Raw genomic sequence first — 24,597 nt, forward strand, 5'->3', positions numbered from 1 at the left:
GTTGCGCAAAACCAAACGATCACAATAAATCTTTTATATTGGGGATAGGGTTATATGTAAATGAGGGCATGGAGATATCCTTTTTCTTACTGGATTGATTCTCTACAGATTTCTTAGTTCGAACTGCAACAGATTCCTTTGGCGAATATCCTGGCTTTTGATCATACAGGTATTTCAACACGTATAACCTGAACGTATTGTAAGTTGCTGTGAAGGATCCCTCGTCTCTAAGCGTTTCCCATATGATGGTAATCGACCATCCTTTTTCCAAAGCTTCAGAAATGTCTTCGCGCATAGCAAGGAATTCCACTTTATTTTTTCTGGAGTTCGTTCTTTGTTGACTCTGTTTAGACGTCATTATGTTTTCTGTTAAGGATTTTTTCATGGTATTTACTCTCCATATTACTGGTTATTCAATCCTTTGAGTTTTATCGTTTATTTCTATTTATTTTCGACTTTTTCGGTAACTGACTAAGCCCTTTTTGGGTATTTTCGGTAATTTATTATTTATTTCCGTTTATTCATGATTATTTTCGTTACTAATCGTTATATAACGAACAATTACGAATAATTACCGAATTACGGTTCCAAAATAAATTTCAAAATACAGGGCAAGATAGGTGAAGTTAGCTAACCAGCAAGCTGGTTGCCAAACTTCACGTCTTATTCGCACCTGCGGTGCTCAATGTAAAAACCAATGGTATAGGCAATTTTATTCACCTCCCCAAATTTTACTGGTAAAGACATACAGTCTTGGCGTGCCAACTCCTTTGATTCTTGGCTTGTGTGAGGCCTTACCATCAGAAGCGGGTTTCAGCCAGCCAGCTTGTAATAAAGCCCTTGTCACGGTGCGTTGATCAAAGCCTTTGCACAGCTCATTTTTGTACGCCTCGGTTAACACCATATAGATGCGAAATCCTTCATCATCTGTATGATAAAATCCTGCTCGGTTGAGAGTTTTGTCACTGTTGGGTGAGTTGGCATTATCAAAGCGGCTGGCACCATGAGATTCAAAGAAGGCACGCACCTGCGCCATAATGGCGCGATCTTCGCGAAGACCATCAGTCCCAAATGAATCCTGCCATGCAATAAAGCATTTTTTCGCAGCATAGTAAGCCTCACCTTTTTGCCACCCTGTCAGGCCAAATTGACTGGCCAATTCTCCGGCAGCAGCAACTAATGCAAAGCGTCTTGCAACACGGATAATCTGACCTGTTGCATCGGGTTGAATGACTGCATCAACAAAGGTTTGAATGGTATCGGTGATAAATCGGCTGATTGTTTGTCGGTTGGCAACCACTTGATTCAACCACGCCATACCGATTGCACCATGATATCGACTGCTGTATTTCTTAAGCGATAAAGCCATACTTCCTGGGCTTAGTCGATCATGAATTGTTTCAAAGATCCCCATCCCGCAACCTGCATCCGCTTCGATATCAGCAAGCCTGATTTCCTGACCTGCATTAATGCGCTGTCCTGATTTTGCCATGAGTGCTGTCAAAGACTCTTCACCAGCAGATAAGAAAAATAAAGACCACCGAGAAGATTGCCTGACCGTGCCTGTTCGAGAAGCACGTGTTTTTCCCTGACCATTGGCTAGCAAATATGCCGCTTCCCCTGCTTCTCTGGGATCAATTTGACTGAGTTCATCAAGGATCAACAATCCATCATTGTGTAATGACGCCAAGCCTTCAAGCCCATTGGTGGTGCTGCGCCATAAACGGCAATAAGATTGTGGGTTTCCCCAAACAGAAGCGGCCAAACTTAATGCAGTGCTTTTCCCTGATGAGGATGCGCCTCTGAAATGAAAACCTCCTGAGTCTTCGCCAACAATCTTTGACAGAACCGGTGCAAGGGCTACAGAGATGGCAAACACCAGTCTTGAGTTGCCTGATGCCAGCCGACCTATTGAATCTCGCCATTCTTCAACACTACCCTTAGCGGACATTGCCGGTTCAATTGCATTGGTATTCTGGAAGACAATCTTCTCTGTTGATTGCCCGATACACTGGGAAGCGGTTACAAAGACATCACCATACCAACCCAGTTTATCAACACATCGTGCACGTGCGTCTACTGGAAAGACCTGTAAATAGGAGGCTAACAAATCGCGAGCAGTCCTATTGGGAGAAATACTCAATCCCAATCTTGCCAGCTCTCGCCTCACATCCGATGAATCACCTTGCAACAAAGCCAGTGGCATCGCCCACTGATGAGTGATGCCATCATCGTCCTGCCATTCCAGCAAACGACCCCATTCACCACTCTGAGCATCTCGGGTTTTGGCAACGACATACAAGGGTGCGCATATCCATCGAGGTGGTAATGGAGTCCCATCCTTATCGATACCGATAAAAGTTAACCCATCAGCAGTTAATCGAAAGCGACCACCAGCATAGTCGCAAAAAACTGGACGCAGCTTTGGTGTATTGGGTAATTCTATAACATGATTTTGTGACATACGTTATTCTCCAAACAACAGTCAAACTATCGAAATGAAGCATATTCATTCTGACAAATTTTAAATTTATACGTTCTCAACAGGCTGTAACTGATGTTCGTCACTGGTTGAGTAATAAATTTTTTGTTGTTGGAGAAAATTCAACACATCGCTTTTTCGGTACAACACCTTACGACCAATTTTTAAATAGGGAACACCACCACCGGCCCAACGGTTACGTTCAAGTAACTGGGTGGAGCAGCTTAATACCGCAGCGATTGTTTGTTGATTAAAAAGCGCAGAATGTGGCGCTGATTCGAATTCGTTTAATAGATGTAACCTAGATGCTTTTTGTGCAGGCATAGGACTCTCCGCAATTGATTATTCACACAGCATAATGCTGAACCAGTCAATCCTTTGAATGAATCCCAATGCCTTCCCGGTCTAGCCAAAGCGAAACATTGTTCTTCTCTTTTCCTTAGCTGAATTTAGCTCCTGCTCAATAGCTTTTTTGGTAAAAAATAGCTCAAACCTCAAGCTCGGAAAAAGTATCGCGCATTCCTTAAAAGGTTGTCAAGCTAAAAAGATCATATTCAAAGCTGTGTTCTCGAATGATATTCATTGATACTGAAATTCGTTCTAAAAATGAATTTGTCCCACGAGTCCCACTGATGTAAAACAAGGTTGGGGCGGCTCAAACGCAGTAGTGGCGCGGGTGCCCCACTTGTCCCCTTTGTCCCGCCCTTTTTTTCATATTCTGCAACAGGTTTTATCTTATAGTTGCATATAATGGTTAAAGCTTTGTCAGAAATGTATTGGTTATTACTTCAACTGCATCAGCTAAATCCCATCCTTCTGTTGCCATTCGTTGGTTATTTTCAGTCAATGTATAATTTCTTCCTTGTCCTTCTGTAGTTATGGGCTGCGAATGGGTTTTTCTTAAGTCAGCTGATAATAAAGGGCCAATATCACCCATAAAAGCATGATCTTGCAGCTTGTTATGGAGGTTTTCAGTAAACAATTTTTTTGAAATGCTTTTATTATCTTTAGCCATGTAGTCCAAAAAAATTGCCATCGTTTTTTCAGCATCAAAGTCTTTTGTATTTATGGCTAACCATAAATCAAATGCATCTCGTCCTTTTTTACGTTCATATAATGCTCGTAATTTTGTTGCGAGTAATTCTTCAAACTGGAAGGTATTAATTTTGGCATTTCCACGAAACCAATCGGATTCAACAGAATATGGCATTTCTAAACGCTCAAGGATGGAGAAGCTTTCCTGAATATTAATCTCAACTTTAATTTTCTGTTTTGATGAAGGAGACATCTCAGGGGCAAATTGATATAACAGTTTGAAGCTTTGGCTTGTCTGTCTTGTTTTAGGTTCACCAAGCCACGATCCTAAACACTTTCGTAATGCATCAATAATCTCTTTAATACCGCCATGCGTGGTTCTTACTAAATCAATATCCTCGCTATATCGAGCCGCTGGATGGAAGAATAATTTATGAAGTGCTGTTCCTCCCCTAAAGGCTAACTCACTGGCGAGAAATGGATTTGAAAAAATCTCAACAATAGCTCTGGATAGTATTAAATCTTGCTCGACCTGCATATCATCAGTCCATGGCGCAACTTGCCGCCATTGTGTAATCTGTGCAAAAGGAATCACTCATCTGGCTCCACAGTAGTATTAATGATGATGCGCCATTTCTTATTACGTTCTATAGGGTTATAAGGCCCTTTGGATAAAAGACGCGTCCAATGGGTTTTTTTGTTTTCTAAGGTGCCCCATAAAGGAGTACTTAGTTCTTCAAAACCTAGGAAATCAAGCAGCCAACCTAATCGTTGTACCCAAACAAGTTGGTTATTAATTTGAGTTAATTCTACTAATTTTTTGCCGTCTAATGCTTCTGCAAGATCAAGCAGAATAGTCGCTACATTATTGAGGCCGGCTGCATGTTGTGGTGATGTTACAAGATCAGCCGCCAATACTTCTGGACTTGCTACATTAACAGTTCCGGCGACTGTATTAAATTTATTTACAGGGAAATGAGTCATACATTTATTAGCAATAAACTCGACAAGTACACGACCACATTGAATTGAAGATCGATTTTTTAATGTCATTACCTGAAAGCGTTGAGGTTTTTGATGAGCAGCGCCATAATACTGCGCTGCACTTAAAAAAGAAGTGTAATATGGGAGACACCAGTATTTCATTAAATCTGGAACGAACATTTCAGCAGGCAAACAGCCATAGACTTGATATTCGGGAGGAACAATTAAGTAAAAACCTCTTGCTGGGCTAGCAATTAGTTTATGCTCCCTTAATCGATGCAAAGCATTTAAGCATGGTATTTTTTCAAGTCCAAGCACTTTCTGGACTTCTTCAATCGTAAAAGAAAAGCGTCCTTGACTGCGTAATTTGTTGATGTAATCAGTGGCTTTCATTGGCAATCATTCTGTGTTAAAACTTCCATATTATATCGATTTTCGTTATATTATAGAAGTTTTAACACAAATATTCCATCGATATAAACAATTATGAGACATTATTTAGTCCCCAAGAAAGGCATGTAAATATTTTCTGGTGGCAACTTTTCCATACTTAGCAGATAGTTTCACCAACAGGTCTTTATCAAACTGGCTGAGGTTCTTCTCAACTTTTAACTGCAATTGGCTAACATCTTCCGTTAAATATTTTGCATTATTTAATAAATCTACCAATAAAAATTCTTTGGTCAGCTTGATGGGAAAACCATTGTTTGGGCGCTTGAAAGAAAAAACACGATTTCCAAGCTTTTTATCCTCATGGCGCTCACTGTTATAAACAACGACTTTGTTATAAAGCTGAGTCAGTCCTAACCCTAATTTATTGTAATCATTCCACGAATACATCAGAAAAGGTTTATGAAGAAATCCTTTTACCAGTGCTTCATCTGTTGGGGGCAGTAATCCAAAGCGAGATTTCTTTGGCTTATAATATAAACCTGTTGCCGGCTTTTTGAGTTTGTTTGCTTCTACTAAGGTATTAAGGTCTCTATCCAGATTGCTTGAAAAGGACAACAGATCTTCTCTCCGGTAAACGGAGCCGGCTTTCATATGAGAATAAAGGTTGTCGCGGTTTAGTGTATTCATGTTTATATTCAACCAATGTCTATAATGAAAAATTTTTATTAAAATTTCATGTAAATTATTTTATAGGTTTTATTTATATATGCTGGTATAAGATTCATTATTTTTGATAAATTATATTTGTTTCGCGCTTTATTGGTATAAATATTTTTATACTTTTTGGCAAACAATGTCCCATACGTCCCACTAATAAAAAATAATGAAGGGACCACTCTAACGCAGTAATGGTTTGAGTGCCCCATTTGTCCCTGATGCCCCGCAATTTTTTCACATGTTCATAAATTTATTGTGTTCAAGAAAAATGAACAACATAAAAAATGAACGCCATGATTTTATTGATCTGTGTTAAAACTTTTACAATATAATGAAAATCGATATATTATATAAGTTTTAACCCAAATCTTTCATATCACTCTCTTGTGCCGGCTGGATTGCCAATATTGTGGCAGATGGCTGAACCCCCATACACTTTAAGAAATAATCGGTAATCTGCTGCATTGGTTTCCTTAAGCGCTCAACATCGGTCACGATATAGCCCGCGGTAATATCCCCATTCATTTTATGGTTCATTAAGCGTTTTAAAGCATAAGCTGAAACATCTAAACCCTCGGCTATGGTAATAAAAGTGCGCCTTAGATCATGTACTGTAAAATGAATGCCTGAGAGCTTGGTAACATTGGCCATTTGCTTACGTGGTTCGATTATATGGCCTGCTGCTCCTTTACCGGGGAAAACATACTCATTGATTCTGTTTTGACTGCGCGATAATAGCAATTCATAAAGATAGCCGGAAAGAGGGAGGGTATGAGATTCGTGGTTTTTAGTATCAAGTACAGTTAAGGTTTTAGCGTTGAGATCAACTTGATCCCAGCGTAAAGTGGCTGCTTCCTGACGCCGTAATCCCGTTAGTATGATTAACAATAGGTAATCTCGCAAAATTTCACTTTGTAATTGCTGCACTCCAAGATACCAAGCCGCCAATTCATGAGCTTTAATAAAACTTTGACGACGCTCAACCCGATACCAGGCTCTAGTTTGTGATAAACGTTTTACCGGGTTTTCGGTAATCAATGATTTACCTTGTGAATCTTCATATTGACCAGCCGCAAAATTGAAAAGGGCGCGCAGTAGACGCATGGCTAAATTGGCATAGGCTTCACCACGTTCATTCCCTAATTTTTTATGATGCTTGGCAACACTATCTTTGGTAATGGCAAGAAAGGGTTTATCGGCCCAACCAGCAAACCCTGTTGCTAGCACTTTTTTGTAATTATATAGGGTATTGTGCTTTAGCGATTTGCGCACTTGAAGGTAGTCGTTAAATACATCGTTTAAGGTCATTTGCCGCATTTTTTCAGCGCGCTTTTCAGCAACTGGATCTATTCCCGTTGCAATTTGTCCGAGTAGCTTTTGCGCTTCTTTCCTTGCCATTTCGACGGTGAGTTCAGGGTAACGACCTAAAGTGATGCGAGATAATTTATTCTTTATTATTTTTTCAATAAAAAAGGCTTTTGTACCACCGGAGGTAACCCGGATACCAAATCCTTTCATTACCTCATCGTAATAACGTTTTTGTGCGGTTCTTCCCTGAGTCGTTGAAACAGGCAAAGGTAATTTATCAACGGCCGATTTGGTGATTTTCATTTTCCCTCTTATTCAAACGTGTCGAATATGTGTCGAAGGAATGATTAAAACACAATAAAAGTAATTGATCTATATAAAAAGCCTTTAGGCCTTATAAATAAAGGGTTGTTGATATAATTTAAAAGTTACTAAAAGTAGTTAAAAGCCGTTGTTTTATAACTGTTAATCATTAGGTCACAAGTTCGAGTCTTGTCCGGGGAGCCAATCCCAGTCTGGGTTTTGGCGAAATTCAAGTTTTCCCTTCCTGAAGCTTGGTACCAATTTTGGTACCGATTTTAAAATTTAGATTACCACATTCTAAAATTTTTCCATTTACTACAAGGAATCAGTATGACCATTAAAGAGCCACCTAAAGAAGGGCTAATAGATAAGACTGCAAAGCTAATTAAAGCCGGAGTTGATTCGCTTGTGCCAGGAGGAGCTATAGCCACAGAGTTACTTTCCTGTTTAATCAAAATGCCCTACCAAAAACGTTCTGAAGCATGGCAGCAAGAACTAACTGATGCTATTAATAAAATTCAAGAGAAGGGCGTTGACCTTGAACAATTACAAAATAATGAAGAGTTTATGGATATCATACTCCAATCTATCCCAATTGGACTCAAACATTATCAAGAAGAGAAAAGACGAGCACTTAAAAATGCAATCATCCATTCTGCTCAAAATAATGCCCCTGATTTCTCATTACAACAAATTTTTCTCAATTGCATAGATACTTTTACTATTTGGCATATAAAAATCCTGACTTTATTCAATAATCCACAAAAATGGTTTGCAAATAATAAAAATAGTCTTCCAGGTATCGGGGGAATTGGAAGTGTTCGAGGAACATTGGAAAAGGCGTTTCCTGAATTAAGGAATTCAAAAGACTTAGTAGATAATATTTGGACTGACTTATACATTAAAGGATTTGTGAGCAGCGATAAAACCTTATTGCAAACTACAATGACTGGTCAGGGAAGTTTAGAGAAAAGAACTACTCAACTCGGTAATCAATTTATTTCATATATTGAAGATGAGTAGACATATAATAACTTATTTAAGATTGCGTTTTATTCGATCAATATCCTCTATCAATGTGCTTAACTTCATCTGTAATAACTCTAGATTTTTCATATAATCTTCGAAAGGACCGGGATTTGATAACTTATCTCTTACTGAGTTTTCGCGCTCAATTTCCTCTTCTGTTCTGATAACCTCTTTGATATCTTCCATAATTTCTTTTAAAAGCAACAGTAAATGATTGTTTCTCATGATTCTTCCTTGGCTGGCCTTTTACTAATTGTAGACCAATGAATATCCTTAATCTAGAAATGAAATATTAGTAGAAAAACATTGAAGCAGTATAGGTAAATATATATGTCCTAACTGGAATTTCGTTACAAAGTATTTGCCCTGTTCTGAGTTTAGTGTTGGTCGAGCGGCTCTCTCAAAGTTGAAACCCAGCAATGCTGCGTAGCTCGAAGTTGGGACAAATCAACCATTATATGGCAAACGGTATCGCCTGTTTACAGCTATTTTTTAATTAGCTACCTCCTATATTTTTTAAATTGAGCAAACAATTATTATAAATTGTTACCTTTACTTACCCTACTAAACGTCCAGCCACAAGTTAAGGGTTAAAGTGGCTTTGCATAAGACGTCAATAACGTTTCGCCTGTGCGGCTCATCAGTTATGCTTCATTCCAAAATAGCAAATAGATAGATGCTAAACAACCAATTCGAGATAAGAGTTTTGTCCTGACGCCAGACGGGCGTCAGGACAAAATCTCTGGATACCTTGATTTTATTGAGCCTAATCAGGGTGATTTTCCTGCGTCACTGCACAGAATTTGCAGTGACGCAGAGGATTAACAGCCTACAAGAACACTTGCCTATAGTTTAGCTATACTAAAATTACGTTATTATTTTTTGTTGAGCTATAGATTACATGGACAAACATATTGAATCGATATACTTGAAGGAACTAATGAGACAAATTAGGCGCGCCACACATTGTATTCAACAGATGGATCAATTTATGAAAACCCAATCAATTGAAGATTTTTTTCGAGAAGGAGAACATTTTTTACATCATGCTGCAGCAATTTCCTTTTTATTATGGCCAGCAAACAACTCAAAGAAACAAGCCAAAACTCGTGCTACACATCTCAAAACGCAACTTGGAATTGACGAGGCTAATATTTTGAATAATCGTGACCTAAGAAATCATATTACTCACTTTGACGAAAGGTTAGATACATGGGCAATAAGCTCCTTGGGGCATAACGTAGTGGATCAAAATATCGGCAACATGCAAAGAGCTATATCCGGAGTCTCTACAACAGCCTTTTTAAGAAACTACAATCCTCAAACTTTAGAATATACATTTCTTAACCAATCATTCAACCTTCAAAATATACTAACTGCCATCAATGATTTATCACAATCTATTCAAACTTATCAATTAGATCAACAACGAAAATAGCCTTGATCTAACATAGTGAAAAACGGTTATCTAAACTAAAGCATTAATTAAAAAATTATTTATCCTGTTTTGAGTTTAGTGGTTAATAAGAATTTATCATGTAAATGATGTCCAATCCCGAGCAGCGTGATCGGACAAAAGGGCTACTGGTCTTGATTTTACTGGCTAAGATTGAATTCTTAATTCTGCGTCACTGCTGGAAAATTGCAGTGACGCAGAAAATAATAATAGATGATAAAGAAATTATTCTTCTCTCTCAAAGTGCAGAACCTTACCAGTTATCGAGTTTCCCACATCGCTGAAATTAAGTATGATCTAGATTGCAGTCCTCTTGAAGACCTATCTGTTCATTTTCCAAGTAATGTGCAACTGGTAATGAATGCTCAAAAACGTACGGATCTGCTTGCCAACATTTTCTGGCCAACCAGTTGGCCGGATACTTCCATTTAGGTACCCATGCACCTATCATTGCCAGAAGATTATAACTTTCAATTTGCTCATGTAGTCCCGTCATCATCTTTTCAAATAACTTATCATCAGGATTAAGCTCTCTAAATTGATAAAAAGCTGCTTCCCTATCAACGGGATGTGGATAACTTTTCCAAAATTTTTCAAATTTGCTACACACATATATATAATTATTATCTTCTGACTTCTGAGGTGGGTCGGCCTCAGAGTTATTGCCTATGTTGGGTTTGTGTCTTAATGTACATGACTCCCCTGATTCCACAGCATCTTCCTGTGTCGGGTTTGTGTCGGGATTACGGTTCGGCTTCGATACTGCCTTATTTGGAGCAGGGTTATCCAATTCAGCGTAAATACACTTCACGATTAAGTGCCTTTCAGTGGACTGAATCTCAATAAGTCCAGCACGCTCTAATGATTTAACGGCCCGCTTCATTTGCTGAAGGCTTGGACTGCCCGTTTTAACGCCTGCAATCGGTCCCACATAAAGGGTTTCACGCAATGATTGATAACTGATTCTGCGCTTTATGCCTACGATGCAACTTTGTCTGTCCATATATGGACGAATACCCATCAGGTAAACTAATCTTTGTATATAAGGCAATTCAAGTAACGCCGCTAATTCATGTGCATTGGCAAATAAAAAATTCATGCCTCTTATCATCCATTTTAAGCGAATTAATAGTCTTTATGGTTTCATTGTAGGGAGGAAATTTCATCGATCAATAGCTTTTCTGATGCTGATATTGATTGATATCAAATAATATTGATAATTTTTGTATACGTTATTTTTAAATAAATTGTTTTGTGTATGGTAGAGCGTACACAAGCAGGATTGTGTACAGTAAAATCAGAAAAATCGTACGCAAAGTATTTTGTGTATGAGATAGAAAAGATATTTCGGTCTGCCGCCTTAATGCTGCAAATTAACCATATTATCTGCTAAAATTACATCGCCTCATCTACCTCAGTGTAGAAGGAGTACTCAAGGTCGCTACGGCGGCCTTAGCTTTTTAAAATTCTAATTGATAAACCAATATCAGAAGTCATGGCCATAGTTTTTTAATAACCGCGCCACTTCATTCCAAGGTAACCGGCTACCGGAGTGTTTCATTTTTAGAAAAGCTATTTTGGCTACGTCAGCAGTTATCAATTGATTATTGATCATTTGTTCTACAAGCCAAATTGTACCGTGCACTTCAACTTGATGAACTTTTGCAACCGCTCTTAACGCTCTATCTCCTGTCAGTAATATGGCTGTTTCATCAACTGCTAAAATTAAAGCCAAGAGATCATTTAAGCTAGGACGACTGTACTGCTGTCTTAAGTTATAAGCTTTTTCGATTAACTCACTGCGCATCGATTTTGATATTAAACCAAAATTTTGTAAGTCCGCATGCCGTTCAGATAACTCCTCCTCAAATAGGATATCAGGTACTGCAAACTGATATGGTAAACTGAACATAGAGCTGGTTAACTCGCCTTGCTCAATATCAATTAATACACAAGAGTCACTGATTAATAACAGCATCATGGCACTCCATTGACCGCATAGCTCTTAATTGTTCGACATTCAAGTTTAAAAGCTCCGCAGCTTTGGATTCGCCAAGATACTCTTCTGCAAGTGCTCGAAAAATCATTTGTTCAAATAAATAGGTTTTTTGTTTTGGATACTGCTCTCCGGGTTCCTTTTTAGTCCAACCATTCTCATTAAAGGTACTTCGAATTTTACGATAAACGCTATTGGTGATAATGCCAACATCTTCTGCTCTGTGAAGAATAGCTAACATGCTAATTCCAAACTCTTGTTTTAAAATACTAAGTTCACGAGGCTCAATAAAAGTTCTTTTTTCACCCATAATTAAAACAAGAGACTCTTTGGGTAATAAAAATGCTCCGGCAAAATGATTACAACATCGTTCTTCATCTAAATCCGGGTGCATAAAACCATTTAACACAAGATGCCCTAATTCATGAGCAAGAGTAAATCGTTGCCTATCACCCGGCCAATTACTTCCAATTACTATAATAGGATGATCATTAATGTGTGCGGAAAATCCATCAAATTTCGGGTATAGCTGATTATCAATTTCAAAAACTCTTATGCCGTTTTCCTCAAAAGTATCGATTAAATTAGCTATCGGTTCTAACCCTAAATTCCACTGCTTTCTTACTTCGTTGGCGATTCTTTCGATATCGTCATAACCACGTAATTTTTTTTCCCCTAACTTGAAATTCTGAATAGGAGAAATAGGAAACAGACTTTCAAGCTCAATTCTCCGCTCAATTTGATCCAGAATTTTAGCTTTTATTTCCTCTAAATCTTGCTCCGGCATATCAGCATGTTTTCTATATTGAATATTTTTGAGGGTGAACCGTTCTGGTCTAAAAAAATACTCAACCTTTACATCAAGTGCTTTTGCCAATTTGATAAGCATGTCAGACGCAGGAGTAATTTCATTATTTTCATATTTTTGGATTGCAGTGTGACTTAGAGATACCTTTTCAGCCAACTCTCTCAAAGTTAACCGTGCCGCTTTGCGTGCCCGATATATCCGATTACCCAACATTTTAATATCCTCTCTATAGTTTACAAATTAATTATAGTTTTTATTTTTGTAAACCTCAAATCAGCCGGCTCGTGTTCTCAAAAATACCAATTTTTCAGTAGTAATATGTTCAATACAATCCGCCCAACGCTCCAGAGCCTCTTGTCGCTGAGGTAACATTTCGTTACGGTTATAAGTTGCCATGATTCTTGGCATCTTGTGCCCTAGACATTTCTCAATAACAACTGGGTCGATTTGTAACGTTTCTCCAAGTTGGGTGGCAAATGTACGTCTTAAATCGTGGGCTGTCCATTCTGGAATGCCCAAACGTTCTTGAATACGCTTAATAGCTCTTGGCAAAGCATTTTCCGTCAATGGTTGACGATAGTCTGCGCCTGTTAAAACATAATCTGATCGGCTAATTGATTTCAGTTGCTGTAATAATTGTTTGGTCAAATCGCTAAGATATACTTTATGAACAATACTAGCCTTGGAATGAATAGCTGGAATAATCCAAAGTGACTCGTCAAAATTGACTTCACTCCATTGCGCCAAACGAAGTTCAGCAGTACGAACACCTGTCAATAAAATAATCTTAATGGCCAATCGGGTTTGAGGTGCCATTTGCGAATCGCTACCATCTAGAAATAGCCACAAGGATTTAATTTCATCCAGACTTAAAACACGCTCTCTTGGTTTTTCATGACCGCCTATATCTCTTGCACGAATGTTAGAGGCTGGATTGGTGCTCATAGCGCCGCGACTTACCGCATAGCCAAACATCTGCTTGAGCGAGCTTAAAACGCGGTTTGCGTGCACACTTGCTCCTCTTTTGACGATCTTATCCAGCGCTTGTGTAATATGTCTGGTTTCCAACTCATCCAAAACCCAATCACCAAGAAGTATAGTAATATCACCATCTATTTGTTTTTTAACCGTTAAAGGACGCTTTAAATGCTTTTCGACATAATGAGTATACCAACTTAAAGCAAGCTTCTTTACTGTGTTGTCCGATTTGGCTTGCTGTTGCTTAGCATGCTCTATAGGATTAGTCCCTTGTTCTTTTAAATGCTCCGCATCCAACATTAGCTCACGTGCTTCCTTCAAGCCAATTCCCGGATACTTGCCCAAAGTCATCTTGTAACGCTTGCCATCAAAAGTGAACCTAAAGATCCATGATTTACCGCCCCCTGGCATGACTCGAATTCCAAGCCCACTAAACTCGATTTGTTCAAACCATTTTTGCTGGGGTTTTAAATTGCGGATATACGCGTCAGTAAATTTCATAACTGGTACCAAGATGATTTTTGGTACCGATTTTGGTACCACTAAATATGAATTGAGATAATATTAAATGATATTAAAATAAAGTCAAATTTCAATTAAAACATAGTATTTACAAGTAGTTATGATGTTTTTTGATATTATTTGAAATTAATTGATATTGAATAATAAATGACTGTTAATCATTAGGTCACAAGTTCGAGTCTTGTCCGGGGAGCCACTCCCAGTCTGGGTTTTGGCATCTTAATTCGATAACTTTTCATATCAATTTTAAAAAACGTTCCTTTCGATCTCTTGCTAGGAAAAAAACTCAATAAGCGATTGCTTTCTTTATTTGATAAATTAGGTAACTCACCTAATTTGAGCATTCCTGCAGCATGTGGCGGTTGGCATGAAACAAAAGCTGCTTATCGTTTCTTTGATCATGAGCAAGTCACTACAGAAAGCATCTTAGCCCCACATATAGAATCGACCCTTGCTCGTATGAAGCAGCATTCAGTTGTTCTTTTGCTACAAGATACAACAACACTTAATTTTACAGGGAAAAAAGAACGGGAAGATATCGGCCCGATTAATCATGAAAAGCATTTAGGGTTACTTCTGCACCCCATCCTGGCAGTTACACCGGAACGACTATGTTTAGGTGTTTTAGATACTTATCATTGGGCAAGAGAAAAGGTACGTCATCGAACTGCTCGAGAAAAAAGTCGAGATAACCATAAAATTCCTTTGGAAGAAAAGGAAAGCTATCGATGGTTAAAGGCTTACCGAAAAGCAAATGAAGTCGCTTTGCAAGTTCCTGATACGATGTTAATCACGGTTGCGGATAGAGAAGCGGACATTTATGATTTATATCATGAAGCACAGCATGCCCAATCTTCCCAAGAAAATACTGCAGCCTATTGGCTCATTCGAGCCTCTTCTAATCGGAGAATTTTGAATGATAATGGAAGACCTGACCAGGAAAAACTAATCGAAAAGACTAAAAGTACCCCACCACTTTGCACTATTACTTTTGAAATACCTGCAAAAGAAAAACAAGTAGGTCGGGACGTAACACAAAATTTATATGCAACAGAGATTACTCTATGCCCACCCGATAGAAAACGAAAAATATCGACAAAATATGGTGACAAAACAGTAATCGTGACGGTGGTAATTGCAACAGAAATCGACTCACCTGAAGGACAAGAGCCACTAGAGTGGGTCTTACTAACGAACGTCAAAATCCATGATGCTACTGGAGCACATAATATACTGAAATGGTATTTATGCCGTTGGCAAATTGAAGTGTACTTTCGTATTTTAAAAAGCGGTTGCCGAGTTGAGAAATTACAGCTTAATGACAAGAGTCGTTTTGACCCCTGCCTAACTTTATACATGATTATTGCATGGAGAATTCTCTATTTAACTATATTGGGGCGAGAATGTCCTGATATAAGTTGGGAGTTAATCTTCTCGACCGAAGAGTGGAAAATGGCTCATCTCATCGTTAAAAAAGAAGCACCTCCTGCTGAACCTCCGCCATTAAAAATAATGATCAAAATAATTGCTTCTATGGGAGGATACATGAATAGAAATAATGACCCAGAGCCAGGACCTACTACACTTTGGATTGGTTTGCAACGTCTCAAGGACTTTCTTTTAGCACAACAAACTCTCGGAGAGATAACTTATGGGTAATGATGTGCTTATTTGGGGTAGAGCCACTTAGCATCGTTTTATTAATTATAACTTTTTTGGGTGTTTGGAGAGCACTGAATTTAGTAAGTTTATTCTCACCAGGTTTGGATGCTTATCGTTTTAATCTAGCGACAGAGATGCTTCGTATTACATTCCCTTATTTAATGCTCATTTCATTAACTTCATTTGTGGGTTCTATCTTAAATTGCTCAAGCGTGTCGCTACCTCGTTATAAATTCTGGGACATGTATGGACTCCGCCTTTTTTGCAAGAGGTAATTTATAAATTTTTAGCAATTTAGGTTGAGATGCAGTCATGTATTCGGTCTCTTACTTGAGTGATATACGTTCACTCGGACCCTGATAGTATCTGCGTTCTTTCTCCTCATCATCCCAACGGTCTTACTAGAAACCCTTGTCCCAAATAGGTTTTGAAAGAACTGGTCTTACCGGTTTTGCTATCAATCTTGGTTTACCTTAAGCAACTCCTGAACGGTTTGTCGCTCTTAACTCATTTTTAATCGCCTAATTTTGTCGGATGTCTTTTTTACATCCAACAAAATTAGGCGAAACAATGTAATTTAATCATTGCGCTATATTTGCTCATACCATTTGTGCCTCTGTTGTTGGTGCTGCTTTTCGATAACATTCGCCTGTTGCTAATAGTGCCCACGCATTCTTGTTGGCAAGAGCCACTGTTGCCTTTTTATAACCACAACGCTGCTTTTTGTTTGTCACCCACTGGCTTTTTCTATCTGTTTTATTATCACAGGTATTCACAACAGAGCGCGCACCATGAACAAGTAATTTTCTTATATAACGATCGCCTCGCTTGGTAATGCTCCCTAAAACTATTTTATTCCCGCTCGAGTGCTGCTTTGGTATCAAACCCAGCCAAGCTGAGACTTCACGCCCATTTTTAAAAGCATTTGCATCACCAATTGTAGCTACTATAGCTGACGCAGTTATTGGCCCAACACCTTCTATTTCCTGGACTGCTTCACAGCGTGGATCGGTAGCAGCATGGTTGTGAATTTTCTTCTCATAATAATCAACTTGTTCAGAGTACATTTTTAATTGTTAATATAACTGTAAAAAAACTCTTTTGAATCAATGCTTAATTTGTTTCCTTCTTGCTCTAAAATTGATGGCAACTGATTAAGATAAGATAGTCCCTTTGCTACAACAATGCCATATTCACCCAATAATCCACGAGGCTGATTGCCATGCGCTGTTCTTTGTTTTATTGCTAATTCTCTAGCCCTATCAAGTAACAAGATGTCTTGTTGTGCCTTCGTTTTTTAGGAACAAATCGCATGTTGGGTCTTGTTACCGCCTCAGCAATTGCTTCTGCATCTAGAGCATCATTTTTAATCGATTTTACGTAGGGTTTTACAAAATGTATCATTTTCATTCTGGCTCATAACGAAGCCTAGTTAAAGTGGCAGGGTCCATACTATTATCCCAGTCCCCAGAATTCACTCACCAACGTGACAGGTTAAAGGCCTTGAGCGTCCTGTCTACGGTACGTTTGCTCTGAACAAGAAAAACGGATACCTGCGCCAATGACTTAACGGTTGCAGAAAGATTTACTACGCATCCCTGTCGGGCTGTCTGCGTAAATCGCAACCTATCCCGGACTACACGCCTCGGCGTTCCGCCTTCCTTGGCGCGCAGCGAATGAATTCGAAAAACCAATTTCTTGCAACCCATATTGTTCTAAATACCGGTTCGTACTGTGATCCTAAGTCCAAAAAACCGATAAGGCAAAGAGGGAGACTCATGAATAGTTAGTCTGTCAATGAAAATAGAATCTTCTTGTTTGATTTTAGTTTGTAATGCACGCACAGCATAAACAACACCAGCAATACCTCCACCAATAATATCAATAGGAGGACAATTGGATATATTGTCCGTTTTGGATTGAAAAAGAACCCTCTATGGCACTATTATCTACTTTCAATAGAATGATTAAATGGGCATGTTGAACACACTTGATTTTTGATAGTGAATCAACAATTATTTTGCTCTTAGGAAAATGGTCTTTAAGTAAATGTATTACAAATGAAGAATAATTTGTGCTCGGTAAGTTACTAGTATGGAATTCCATTCAGGTATCCTATTTTTTGTTTGATTGTCTCTAATTTTTTTCTTCTTGAGCAAGAATCGCATTGTATTCTTCTGTTGGAACACAAGTGGTTGCTGCAGAATACTGCAACTGATAGTTATTAAAAATAAACTGAACCTGAGACATATGGAAATCAGAGGTTACTATTATTATTTTTTCAGTAGAATGTTTATCAATAACTTCCTTAGACAATAAAGCATATTCTAAAGCATAGGTACTTCCTACCTCGCCTAAAATATCATCTCCTGATATCTTATTTTCTATAAGAAAAAGTTTTTGCATAAAAGGTATGACGCTTATCTGTGCGATTAAAATGATCGCCATAACCACCAGTTAATAGTATTTTAGAATTTCCATGTTCGTTATAATCTGATATGCCTTTCATTAATCGATCAGTAGCAATGTGAGATAACTTACCTTGATCATTGTTATAAGAACCAAGTATTAAAATTATATGTTCCATATGTTTAACTATATTATAACCCTATGCTAGAATCAAAATTTAATCTTATGAGGGATCTGCATTATGTGTATTGTAACGCTTCTCGAACAACTAGCCAGCACAACTCACCATAGAATAAATCTTGATAAGTTATTAAAAGAAAAAAATGCAGACATACAGCAAGTATTTGCAAATAATGATGCTTCATATCTAAAAGCTCTTTTCAATAAAACGGAGAGACTTGCTGATCGAACTACAATTTTTGATCTTTAGATTTTCAAGATGCTTTAACATTAGATATGCAAATAAATCCAAATACGTCTTCACTGGTTGTTGTTGGGTGCGGAATTAAGTTCTTTGCCCATTTAACCACAGAGACAATTGCTTATATACAACAGTCTGATATCGTTCTTTATTTAGTAAATGATCCCATTCTGAAGTCATGGATACAAAAACAAAATCAAAATACAGAATCATTGGACTTTTTATATAGTTCCTGTTCTCTACGCACAGAAACCTATCAGCGTATTACTAATTATGTTTTAGAACATCTATATCAAAAAAAGCATGTATGCTTTGCACTATATGGTCATCCCAGTGTTTTTTCCAAACCAGGATTAGAGGCAGTTAAGCAAGCGCAAAAAAAGGGTTATTTTGTAAAAATCTTACCTGCTATTTCTGCTGAGGCTTGTCTTTTTGCTGATCTATTAATAGATCCTGGTTCTTTAGGGTGTCAATCGTTCGAAGCATCGGATTTTTTAATTTACCAGCGACAATTAGATCCTTCGTCACACTTAATTTTGTGGCAAATTGATGCAGTAGGCATTATTGATCACGGCTCAACAAATAATAAAAAAACAGGTATTTTGCTCTTATTGGATTATTTGAAGCATTTTTATCAGCCTGTAGATGAAATTATTATTTATGAAGCCGCACAATATCCTGGTTTAGAGCCTAGAATAACCCGTACGCAGTTACAGCATTTACCGGATATCCAATTATCGACTCTTTCAACCTTATATATTCCCCCTGTAAAAAAAGCTAATTGTAATAAGGCAATATTAAGTGCACTTGGATTAATTTAAAAATGACGGATTATTTAACAACTTTCGCTAAAAAATATACAGCAAATTATGAAGGATTACCTAAGCTTTGCTGGCAGGGTATTATGCTAATTTGTATTAATACGCTTACTATTGGTATTTGTTTTTTCCTATCGCTCTACTTTGTTACTATTAGGCACTTTACTCCATCCATAGCTGGATTATTACTTTCTTGTTACGGTTTGGGTACAGTATTGGGTGGACTTATTACTGGTAAATTGTCAGATATGTTTTCACCTCGTCTTATTTCAATCTTTAGCCTTTTAGTGCAATCTACAACGTTTTTTCTTTTAACTAACTTACATTCAGCCTTTGCACTAATGGCTAATATGTTCTTGCTTGGATTTGCAGCCTATGGATTTAAAACCTCCAATAATGTATGGATGCTTAGCTTGTGTCGAAATGATACAAAGTTACATTATAAAGCGATTAGTATTTCCCATGTTGCTGCTAATTTTGGGTTAGGATTATCAGGGGTCCTTATTGCTAGCATGACCACTTATGGATTTCAGTCAATTTTTTGTTTATCAAGCTTATTGCTTTTGTGCTCCGCACTTTATCTTTTATTTCAGAAAAATACGAGCACTACTGTACCATTACGAATCAAAGGACAGCATCACTACGATCATTCAAATACATCTCAACTAATTTTATTATTGGTTATTGTGTGTGTTTTTCTTGTTGGGTTAATTATTGCCCAGTTAAGCACTACTTATCCTCTCTATATTCAAAAGTCATTTCCACATTTAGGTATTAGGGCCGTAAGTATTTTATTTATCTTAGATACATTTCTAATTGTCTTTTTCCAAGCTCCATTGACTACATTAGTAGATGAGCAAAATAAATTATTGGTGACAGGACTTGGTGCTTTATTAATGGGAATAGGGATGTTGGTTTTAAGCTATTCTTCTGTATTTGTGCTGGCTCTTTTCTCCTGCATTATTTGGACAACTGGTGAAATGCTCTTTATCTCTACAGCCCAACTTCTATGTTATGAGCTAAGTAGCAATCAGAAAAAAGGACAAAGCTTAGGGTTATTTCAAACTGCATTTGCAGTAAGCAATGTCATTGGGCCAACCCTAGGAGGTATCATATATCAAAATTGGGGTGGCAATTTACTCTGGTATTGCAGCATGTTCATTGGGACAATGTGTTTTTTGCTGTGTTGGTATTGCAGCAGAACCTATACTAACACACCCCCTTAAGAAAGATGCATCTGCCGCAAATAATGCTTCAGATGTATGTAGGAATAAAGTATCATTAAACCGCTTATCACTATTTAACAACTCGAGAGAGTTTCTAAGTATGTTATGAGTATCTAAAGCATTATGAAAATAGCTGAATTTAACAAATTTTGCTATTTGCCCGACAACAGTATCAGAAGACAGCGCGCCATCTTTTGATAATTCTTCGATAAAAATATTCATGATATGTTCTAGTTCGCGCACTTCATTTATTGTACTGGAGGCAAGCCTTGATCTTGGCGAGAATATACGAGTAGCTGGATGCTGTAATGAATAATATATTGGAAAATAATCTGTTTGAAAATTAAAATGTTTAGGTTGCATCACTGTTGGCCTATATTTTTTTAAGCCATAAGATTCCACAAAAGCTTGCTGCAAAATATCAACCGGTAAAGCATTATTATCTGTTGCAGGAACATAGCCGGGAGCAGCACCCAAAGCAGTAGCAAATAAATGTTTTGCTGTATCAACAAGGTAAGGATTGGGTTTTAAATTACGATTTTTTTGTATGATTGAAAAAGTGATGTCATAATAAATTCTGTTTCGCTCATACTCATATCGATACCATGCCAATTCATGCAAATATTGCTTCAAAGTTTTCCAACTAACATCATTATGCAAACTAATTAACCAACTCTCCGAGAAATAAACGATACAACAACGCCAATCAGTACTAATTACACTACTATTGACTACCTCTCTAAAAACTTGCCAATGTTCATATAGTGATTTTGCTGGTCGACTTCTAATATTAAAATCTCGCTGTAAATTCGAATGATTTAGAGTCGCTCCAATATTAGGCAACATAAATGTTGAGCGTGCTCCTGCTGTTGAAGACAACAATCCATTGGGCGTATAAACATGACTTTTTCTTTTATTTAGAATGGTTGATAGAGGGAAAATATCCCCTGGTTTATAAACAAGCCAAGGAATTGTGATTTGTTCATTTTTCAAATCGATAAAACATTCGAGCTCTTTTTCGAGAACCATGCCTAAAGGAGTGCCATTTACACTATATCCAAGATGCTGAAGAATATCTTGTGGAAGGTTAGGATCCGTAATTCGATAGTAGTCTCCATTTATATTAGGAAATAAGGAACTGCGTGTGTCAGCATCAGTATCACCATAAAGATAATAAGCTATATAAAGAGGGTAAGATTGATTTGGCGATAACTGATCTACAATATTAGTAAATACAGGCTCTACCTTTTCAAAACGGTGACGAATATCTGACCAAAAACATTTAACCAATCCCTTTCTTTCATCAAACTCTGTAAACATCAATGCAACATCCTGTACTTTAGAGTGTGTCTTTAATTTTTTGATTTAAAAAACAAATGAAGACACTCTCTAGTAAAATCCAATAAAAAGCCACGATTTTAGTTCTACAAAAAGAGACCTGTCAATAAATTGGATTTGTTTTAAGTTAAATTGTTCATTATTCAATTCTGAAATTTACATGAAAATATAGTAATTTTTTCTTTTATATTCAATGTTCAAATTAATCAAGTTCAACCTATAAGGAAAAAATATTTTGTAAATTTAGATATGAAGTTTACCAGCTAAAGATAACCTAAAAAAGACTGATTTTTTTTAATCAGAAGTACAGGATTTAAATATGGAATTACCATGGATGAAAAAAGTATTATTGAAATCACTCTGAGTTCTGAAAAGAAACAAAAACTAGTACAGGAGTTTAACGAAATTGTATATGACCCTTTAGGGAGAGAGCACTATATCCAATTGCTGCGGCAAAAAATATATAATGTGCTACCCGAAACATTAATTAATACGCTTACAAATCAACGCAGCACCGATAGCTTGGTCTCTGCAATAGTGATTAACAATGCTCCCATCGATGAAGAAATCTATGGAAGTCCCAGTTTCGAACAAACAGGTAAACTGTTTAAATCAGGCACCTTGAGTGAAAACATTATTACCGCTTTTGCTTCTCTAGTAGGCGAACCCTACTCCATCTATTTTGAGGGGCAAGAGCTTGTTAATAATTTAACACCACAAGCCCAAAATAAATTTGATTATACAGGATTGGGTTCTGAAGTAGAGCTTGATTTTCACATTGAAAATGCGGCATTGCAGTATGTTGCTGAGGATGATTATTCGCCATCGGGACTATTCTTTTTAGGTATCCGAATTGATGAAACCATTGAACCCACCAAAACATTCATTGCTGATACTCGCAAGGCTTTAAAATTATTAAATCCCTTTGATTTGAAGATTTTATATGGAGAAAACTTTTATTTAAACCTCCCCTATCGGTGGCGAGAAATTTTCTCTCAGGAAGCAATGGTTAAATGTTCGGTCTTGAGAGGAGCATTAAATAAGCCGCGAGTGTCTGTTGCTTTTTACTCAAATATGATGCTTCCCATCAATCAAGCAGCCAAAATGGCCTTGGCTCATTTCCATCAAGCAATCAAAGAAACAGCTGAAGTCATTCAGATTACTCCAGAGAAATTAGTGTATGTGGACAATCGGTTTACGCTGCATGCTCGAGAACGATTTACGCCAACCTACGACAATCAAGGTTATCCTTATCGCTGGATTCAACGCGTCTTTGTAAGCCCCAGTCTATGGGCATTTAGAAATTTTCAAACTATGGGTGGACGAGTCTTTCTTCCCCATTCGAATCAAGGAATCGATCATGTTTTTTCACACATCCCAGAAGTTGCCTAAAGGACTCTTTAAAGCCTGTGTTGTTCCAAGGCCCATTGCTTGGATAAGCAGCAAAGATACCGAGGGCAATCCTAATTTAGCGCCTTTTAGTTATTTTAATATTGTCTGTGAAGACCCACCAATGATTATGTTTGCAACAACCGGTTCACATGACAGCGGTGGCCCCAAAGATACTTTAAAAAACGCTGAGGAGACTAAAGAATTTACCGTCAATTTAGTGAATTACAGCAATAAGGAAGCAATGAATATCACCTCTCTAGATTTTTCACGAGGAATTAACGAATTTGCTATGGCTGAGGTGGACCATTTACCGGGAGAAATTATTCAAACCTATCGTGTTAAAGGTGCACCTATTAGTTTGGAATGTGTTTATCACCAATCGATTCAATTGCCGACACCCGTTGATTTGAGTTTAATCAACCGCATGGTCATCGCAAAAGTTGTCGGCATTCATATTAATCCTGACATTTTAACTAAGGATAAACGAATCGATACCAACAAGCTTAATCTCATCGCACGAGTCGGCTACAACGCTTATACAAAAGTCAAAGCGCATTTTGAGTTAAACAGACCGTGTGGGTGCTGTGATAAATTAATGGATTAACAAGAATGAATAAAAAAACAATCAAAGTAGGTATTATCGGCGGAATGGGGCCTTTAGCTTCCGCATCATTTGTGGAGACTCTTTATACGACTTATCTCAACAAGAGTGATTTAAAAGAAGTGTATCATTCTCCTTCTGTATATCTGTATTCTGAGCCATTGCAGTCTCAATCAACAGCGCTGATGTCTGTCAATCAAAGTAAAGCGGAGCTCTTAGCAAAACTAGAAAAAAATATAGCTTATCTCTTGCAGCACGAAGTAGATTGCATTGTAATTTGCTGCTTTACTGCTCATGCATTACTGCCCCAATTATTGCTTGAGCACCAAGCTAAAATTTATTCGCTGGTTACACCAGTTTTGGTGCACGTACTGACACAAAACACTCAATTTCTCGTTCTTTGTGCCTCCTCAGCAAAAGAAGCTCAGGTTTTGGAACATCATCCTCTATGGGCAAAGGTAGCTCAGCACCTTGCTTATTCTGGAACTGAGGTGCAAACACAACTTAATATGCTGATTAAGGCCGTCAAGGATAATCAAGTAGACTCGCAGTTATTGGATGACTTTTTAGAATTGATGAATCAATTTCCAGAGCACCACTTTATTATTGCTTGTGCAGAACTTCATATCCTCTATAAAAAACTCCAGAACTACTCTCAAACACAATTCGATAACGTGTTTGACCCCTTTTTTCACGTGACACAACATATCTGGGGTTAG

Annotated in this window: 25 protein-coding genes and 1 pseudogene; 10 read left to right on the forward strand and 16 right to left on the reverse strand. The window is 37.6% G+C overall.

Annotated elements, in window-relative coordinates; translation table 11 throughout:
• Positions 1-19: 19 nt before the first annotated feature.
• The 7 genes from EL220_RS17205 to EL220_RS17235 form a co-directional block, all read right to left on the reverse strand.
• The gene (locus tag EL220_RS17205) at positions 20-385 is read right to left on the reverse strand and encodes a TraK family protein (RefSeq protein ID WP_027270481.1); all 366 of its coding nucleotides are present in this window, start codon (positions 383-385) and stop codon (positions 20-22) included.
• A 327-nt stretch (positions 386-712) separates the two neighbouring features.
• On the reverse strand, positions 713-2,464 hold the full coding sequence (locus EL220_RS17210) for a DUF927 domain-containing protein (protein WP_027270480.1): 1,752 nt from the start codon (positions 2,462-2,464) through the stop codon (positions 713-715).
• A 66-nt stretch (positions 2,465-2,530) separates the two neighbouring features.
• Entirely contained in the window at positions 2,531-2,806 is a 276-nt protein-coding gene (locus EL220_RS17215) for a MerR family transcriptional regulator (protein WP_027270479.1), read from the reverse strand.
• A gap of 430 nt (positions 2,807-3,236) precedes the next feature.
• Positions 3,237-4,112, reverse strand: a complete 876-nt coding sequence (locus tag EL220_RS17220; RefSeq protein WP_011214356.1) for a nucleotidyl transferase AbiEii/AbiGii toxin family protein — start codon at positions 4,110-4,112, stop codon at positions 3,237-3,239.
• Positions 4,109-4,894 (reverse strand): type IV toxin-antitoxin system AbiEi family antitoxin, encoded by a 786-nt coding sequence (locus EL220_RS17225; protein WP_011214355.1) that lies wholly within the window; start codon positions 4,892-4,894, stop codon positions 4,109-4,111. Before EL220_RS17225 ends, EL220_RS17220 begins: the two co-directional genes overlap by 4 nt.
• A gap of 105 nt (positions 4,895-4,999) precedes the next feature.
• The gene (locus EL220_RS17230) at positions 5,000-5,581 is read right to left on the reverse strand and encodes a DUF6088 family protein (RefSeq protein WP_011214354.1); all 582 of its coding nucleotides are present in this window, start codon (positions 5,579-5,581) and stop codon (positions 5,000-5,002) included.
• A gap of 387 nt (positions 5,582-5,968) precedes the next feature.
• Complete coding sequence (locus tag EL220_RS17235) at positions 5,969-7,222, reverse strand: tyrosine-type recombinase/integrase (protein ID WP_011214353.1); 1,254 nt, start codon at positions 7,220-7,222, stop codon at positions 5,969-5,971.
• A 330-nt stretch (positions 7,223-7,552) separates the two neighbouring features.
• Between EL220_RS17235 and EL220_RS17240 the strand changes: the two genes are divergently transcribed.
• Positions 7,553-8,245: a hypothetical protein gene (locus tag EL220_RS17240; RefSeq protein ID WP_027270478.1), complete on the forward strand. Its 693-nt coding sequence runs from the start codon at positions 7,553-7,555 to the stop codon at positions 8,243-8,245.
• 12 nt (positions 8,246-8,257) lie between these two features.
• Here EL220_RS17240 and EL220_RS17245 read toward each other — a convergent pair whose 3' ends face one another.
• Positions 8,258-8,476, reverse strand: coding sequence for a hypothetical protein (locus tag EL220_RS17245; RefSeq protein WP_027270477.1), 219 nt, complete (start codon positions 8,474-8,476; stop codon positions 8,258-8,260).
• Positions 8,477-9,191: 715 nt separating this feature from the next.
• Here EL220_RS17245 and EL220_RS17250 point away from each other — a divergent pair.
• Positions 9,192-9,689 carry a hypothetical protein gene (locus EL220_RS17250; protein WP_027270476.1) on the forward strand — a complete coding sequence of 166 codons (498 nt, stop codon included), beginning with the start codon at positions 9,192-9,194 and terminating at the stop codon, positions 9,687-9,689.
• 304 nt (positions 9,690-9,993) lie between these two features.
• On the opposite strand, the gene EL220_RS17255 is transcribed toward EL220_RS17250, so the two are convergent.
• The 4 genes from EL220_RS17255 to EL220_RS17270 all read right to left on the reverse strand — a co-directional run bounded on the left by EL220_RS17255 (position 9,994) and on the right by EL220_RS17270 (position 13,990).
• The gene (locus EL220_RS17255) at positions 9,994-10,806 is read right to left on the reverse strand and encodes a hypothetical protein (protein ID WP_027270474.1); all 813 of its coding nucleotides are present in this window, start codon (positions 10,804-10,806) and stop codon (positions 9,994-9,996) included.
• Positions 10,807-11,193: 387 nt separating this feature from the next.
• Positions 11,194-11,688: a PIN domain-containing protein gene (locus EL220_RS17260; protein ID WP_027270473.1), complete on the reverse strand. Its 495-nt coding sequence runs from the start codon at positions 11,686-11,688 to the stop codon at positions 11,194-11,196.
• Positions 11,666-12,724, reverse strand: coding sequence for a helix-turn-helix domain-containing protein (locus EL220_RS17265; RefSeq protein WP_027270472.1), 1,059 nt, complete (start codon positions 12,722-12,724; stop codon positions 11,666-11,668). The genes EL220_RS17260 and EL220_RS17265 overlap by 23 nt, the downstream gene beginning before the upstream one ends.
• A gap of 60 nt (positions 12,725-12,784) precedes the next feature.
• A complete protein-coding gene (locus EL220_RS17270; protein ID WP_027270471.1) occupies positions 12,785-13,990 on the reverse strand; it encodes a tyrosine-type recombinase/integrase in 1,206 nt (401 codons plus the stop codon).
• 291 nt (positions 13,991-14,281) lie between these two features.
• Here EL220_RS17270 and EL220_RS17275 point away from each other — a divergent pair, with 291 nt between their 5' ends.
• On the forward strand, positions 14,282-15,670 hold the full coding sequence (locus EL220_RS17275; RefSeq protein ID WP_197720971.1) for an IS4 family transposase: 1,389 nt from the start codon (positions 14,282-14,284) through the stop codon (positions 15,668-15,670).
• 2 nt (positions 15,671-15,672) lie between these two features.
• The gene (locus EL220_RS17280; RefSeq protein WP_058390700.1) at positions 15,673-15,948 is read left to right on the forward strand and encodes a lipid II flippase MurJ; all 276 of its coding nucleotides are present in this window, start codon (positions 15,673-15,675) and stop codon (positions 15,946-15,948) included.
• A gap of 324 nt (positions 15,949-16,272) precedes the next feature.
• Here EL220_RS17280 and EL220_RS17285 read toward each other — a convergent pair whose 3' ends face one another.
• From EL220_RS17285 to EL220_RS17295, 3 genes and pseudogenes are all read right to left on the reverse strand, one after another.
• Positions 16,273-16,740 (reverse strand): IS110 family RNA-guided transposase, encoded by a 468-nt coding sequence (locus EL220_RS17285; protein WP_128130960.1) that lies wholly within the window; start codon positions 16,738-16,740, stop codon positions 16,273-16,275.
• Positions 16,741-16,792: 52 nt separating this feature from the next.
• A pseudogene (locus EL220_RS19850) lies at positions 16,793-17,068 on the reverse strand (IS110 family transposase); the annotation flags it as partial.
• A gap of 741 nt (positions 17,069-17,809) precedes the next feature.
• Positions 17,810-18,121 (reverse strand): ElyC/SanA/YdcF family protein, encoded by a 312-nt coding sequence (locus EL220_RS17295; protein ID WP_081779081.1) that lies wholly within the window; start codon positions 18,119-18,121, stop codon positions 17,810-17,812.
• A 202-nt stretch (positions 18,122-18,323) separates the two neighbouring features.
• Between EL220_RS17295 and EL220_RS17300 the strand changes: the two genes are divergently transcribed.
• Genes EL220_RS17300 through EL220_RS17310 form a run of 3 tightly spaced genes read left to right on the forward strand, consistent with a single transcriptional unit; the run spans position 18,324 to position 20,547 of the window.
• Positions 18,324-18,512 carry a hypothetical protein gene (locus EL220_RS17300; RefSeq protein ID WP_027271858.1) on the forward strand — a complete coding sequence of 63 codons (189 nt, stop codon included), beginning with the start codon at positions 18,324-18,326 and terminating at the stop codon, positions 18,510-18,512.
• Between the two features lie 26 nt (positions 18,513-18,538).
• Positions 18,539-19,324 carry an SAM-dependent methyltransferase gene (locus EL220_RS17305; RefSeq protein ID WP_027271859.1) on the forward strand — a complete coding sequence of 262 codons (786 nt, stop codon included), beginning with the start codon at positions 18,539-18,541 and terminating at the stop codon, positions 19,322-19,324.
• Between the two features lie 2 nt (positions 19,325-19,326).
• Entirely contained in the window at positions 19,327-20,547 is a 1,221-nt protein-coding gene (locus EL220_RS17310) for an MFS transporter (protein ID WP_027271860.1), read from the forward strand.
• Here EL220_RS17310 and EL220_RS17315 read toward each other — a convergent pair.
• Positions 20,458-21,867, reverse strand: coding sequence for a hypothetical protein (locus tag EL220_RS17315; protein WP_027271861.1), 1,410 nt, complete (start codon positions 21,865-21,867; stop codon positions 20,458-20,460). The genes EL220_RS17310 and EL220_RS17315 overlap by 90 nt on opposite strands.
• Positions 21,868-22,215: 348 nt before the next feature.
• On the opposite strand from EL220_RS17315, the gene EL220_RS17320 reads away from it, so the two are divergent.
• From EL220_RS17320 to EL220_RS17330, 3 genes are read left to right on the forward strand one after another with little or no spacing between them, the layout of a single operon-like run.
• The gene (locus tag EL220_RS17320; protein WP_027271862.1) at positions 22,216-23,277 is read left to right on the forward strand and encodes a Fe(II)-2OG oxygenase family protein; all 1,062 of its coding nucleotides are present in this window, start codon (positions 22,216-22,218) and stop codon (positions 23,275-23,277) included.
• Positions 23,246-23,881 carry a flavin reductase family protein gene (locus EL220_RS17325; protein WP_027271863.1) on the forward strand — a complete coding sequence of 212 codons (636 nt, stop codon included), beginning with the start codon at positions 23,246-23,248 and terminating at the stop codon, positions 23,879-23,881. The genes EL220_RS17320 and EL220_RS17325 overlap by 32 nt, the downstream gene beginning before the upstream one ends.
• Before the next feature lie 5 nt (positions 23,882-23,886).
• Entirely contained in the window at positions 23,887-24,597 is a 711-nt protein-coding gene (locus EL220_RS17330; RefSeq protein WP_027271864.1) for an aspartate/glutamate racemase family protein, read from the forward strand.

It is taken from the genome of Legionella sainthelensi, from assembly GCF_900637685.1.
GTDB classification, from domain to species: domain Bacteria; phylum Pseudomonadota; class Gammaproteobacteria; order Legionellales; family Legionellaceae; genus Legionella; species Legionella sainthelensi.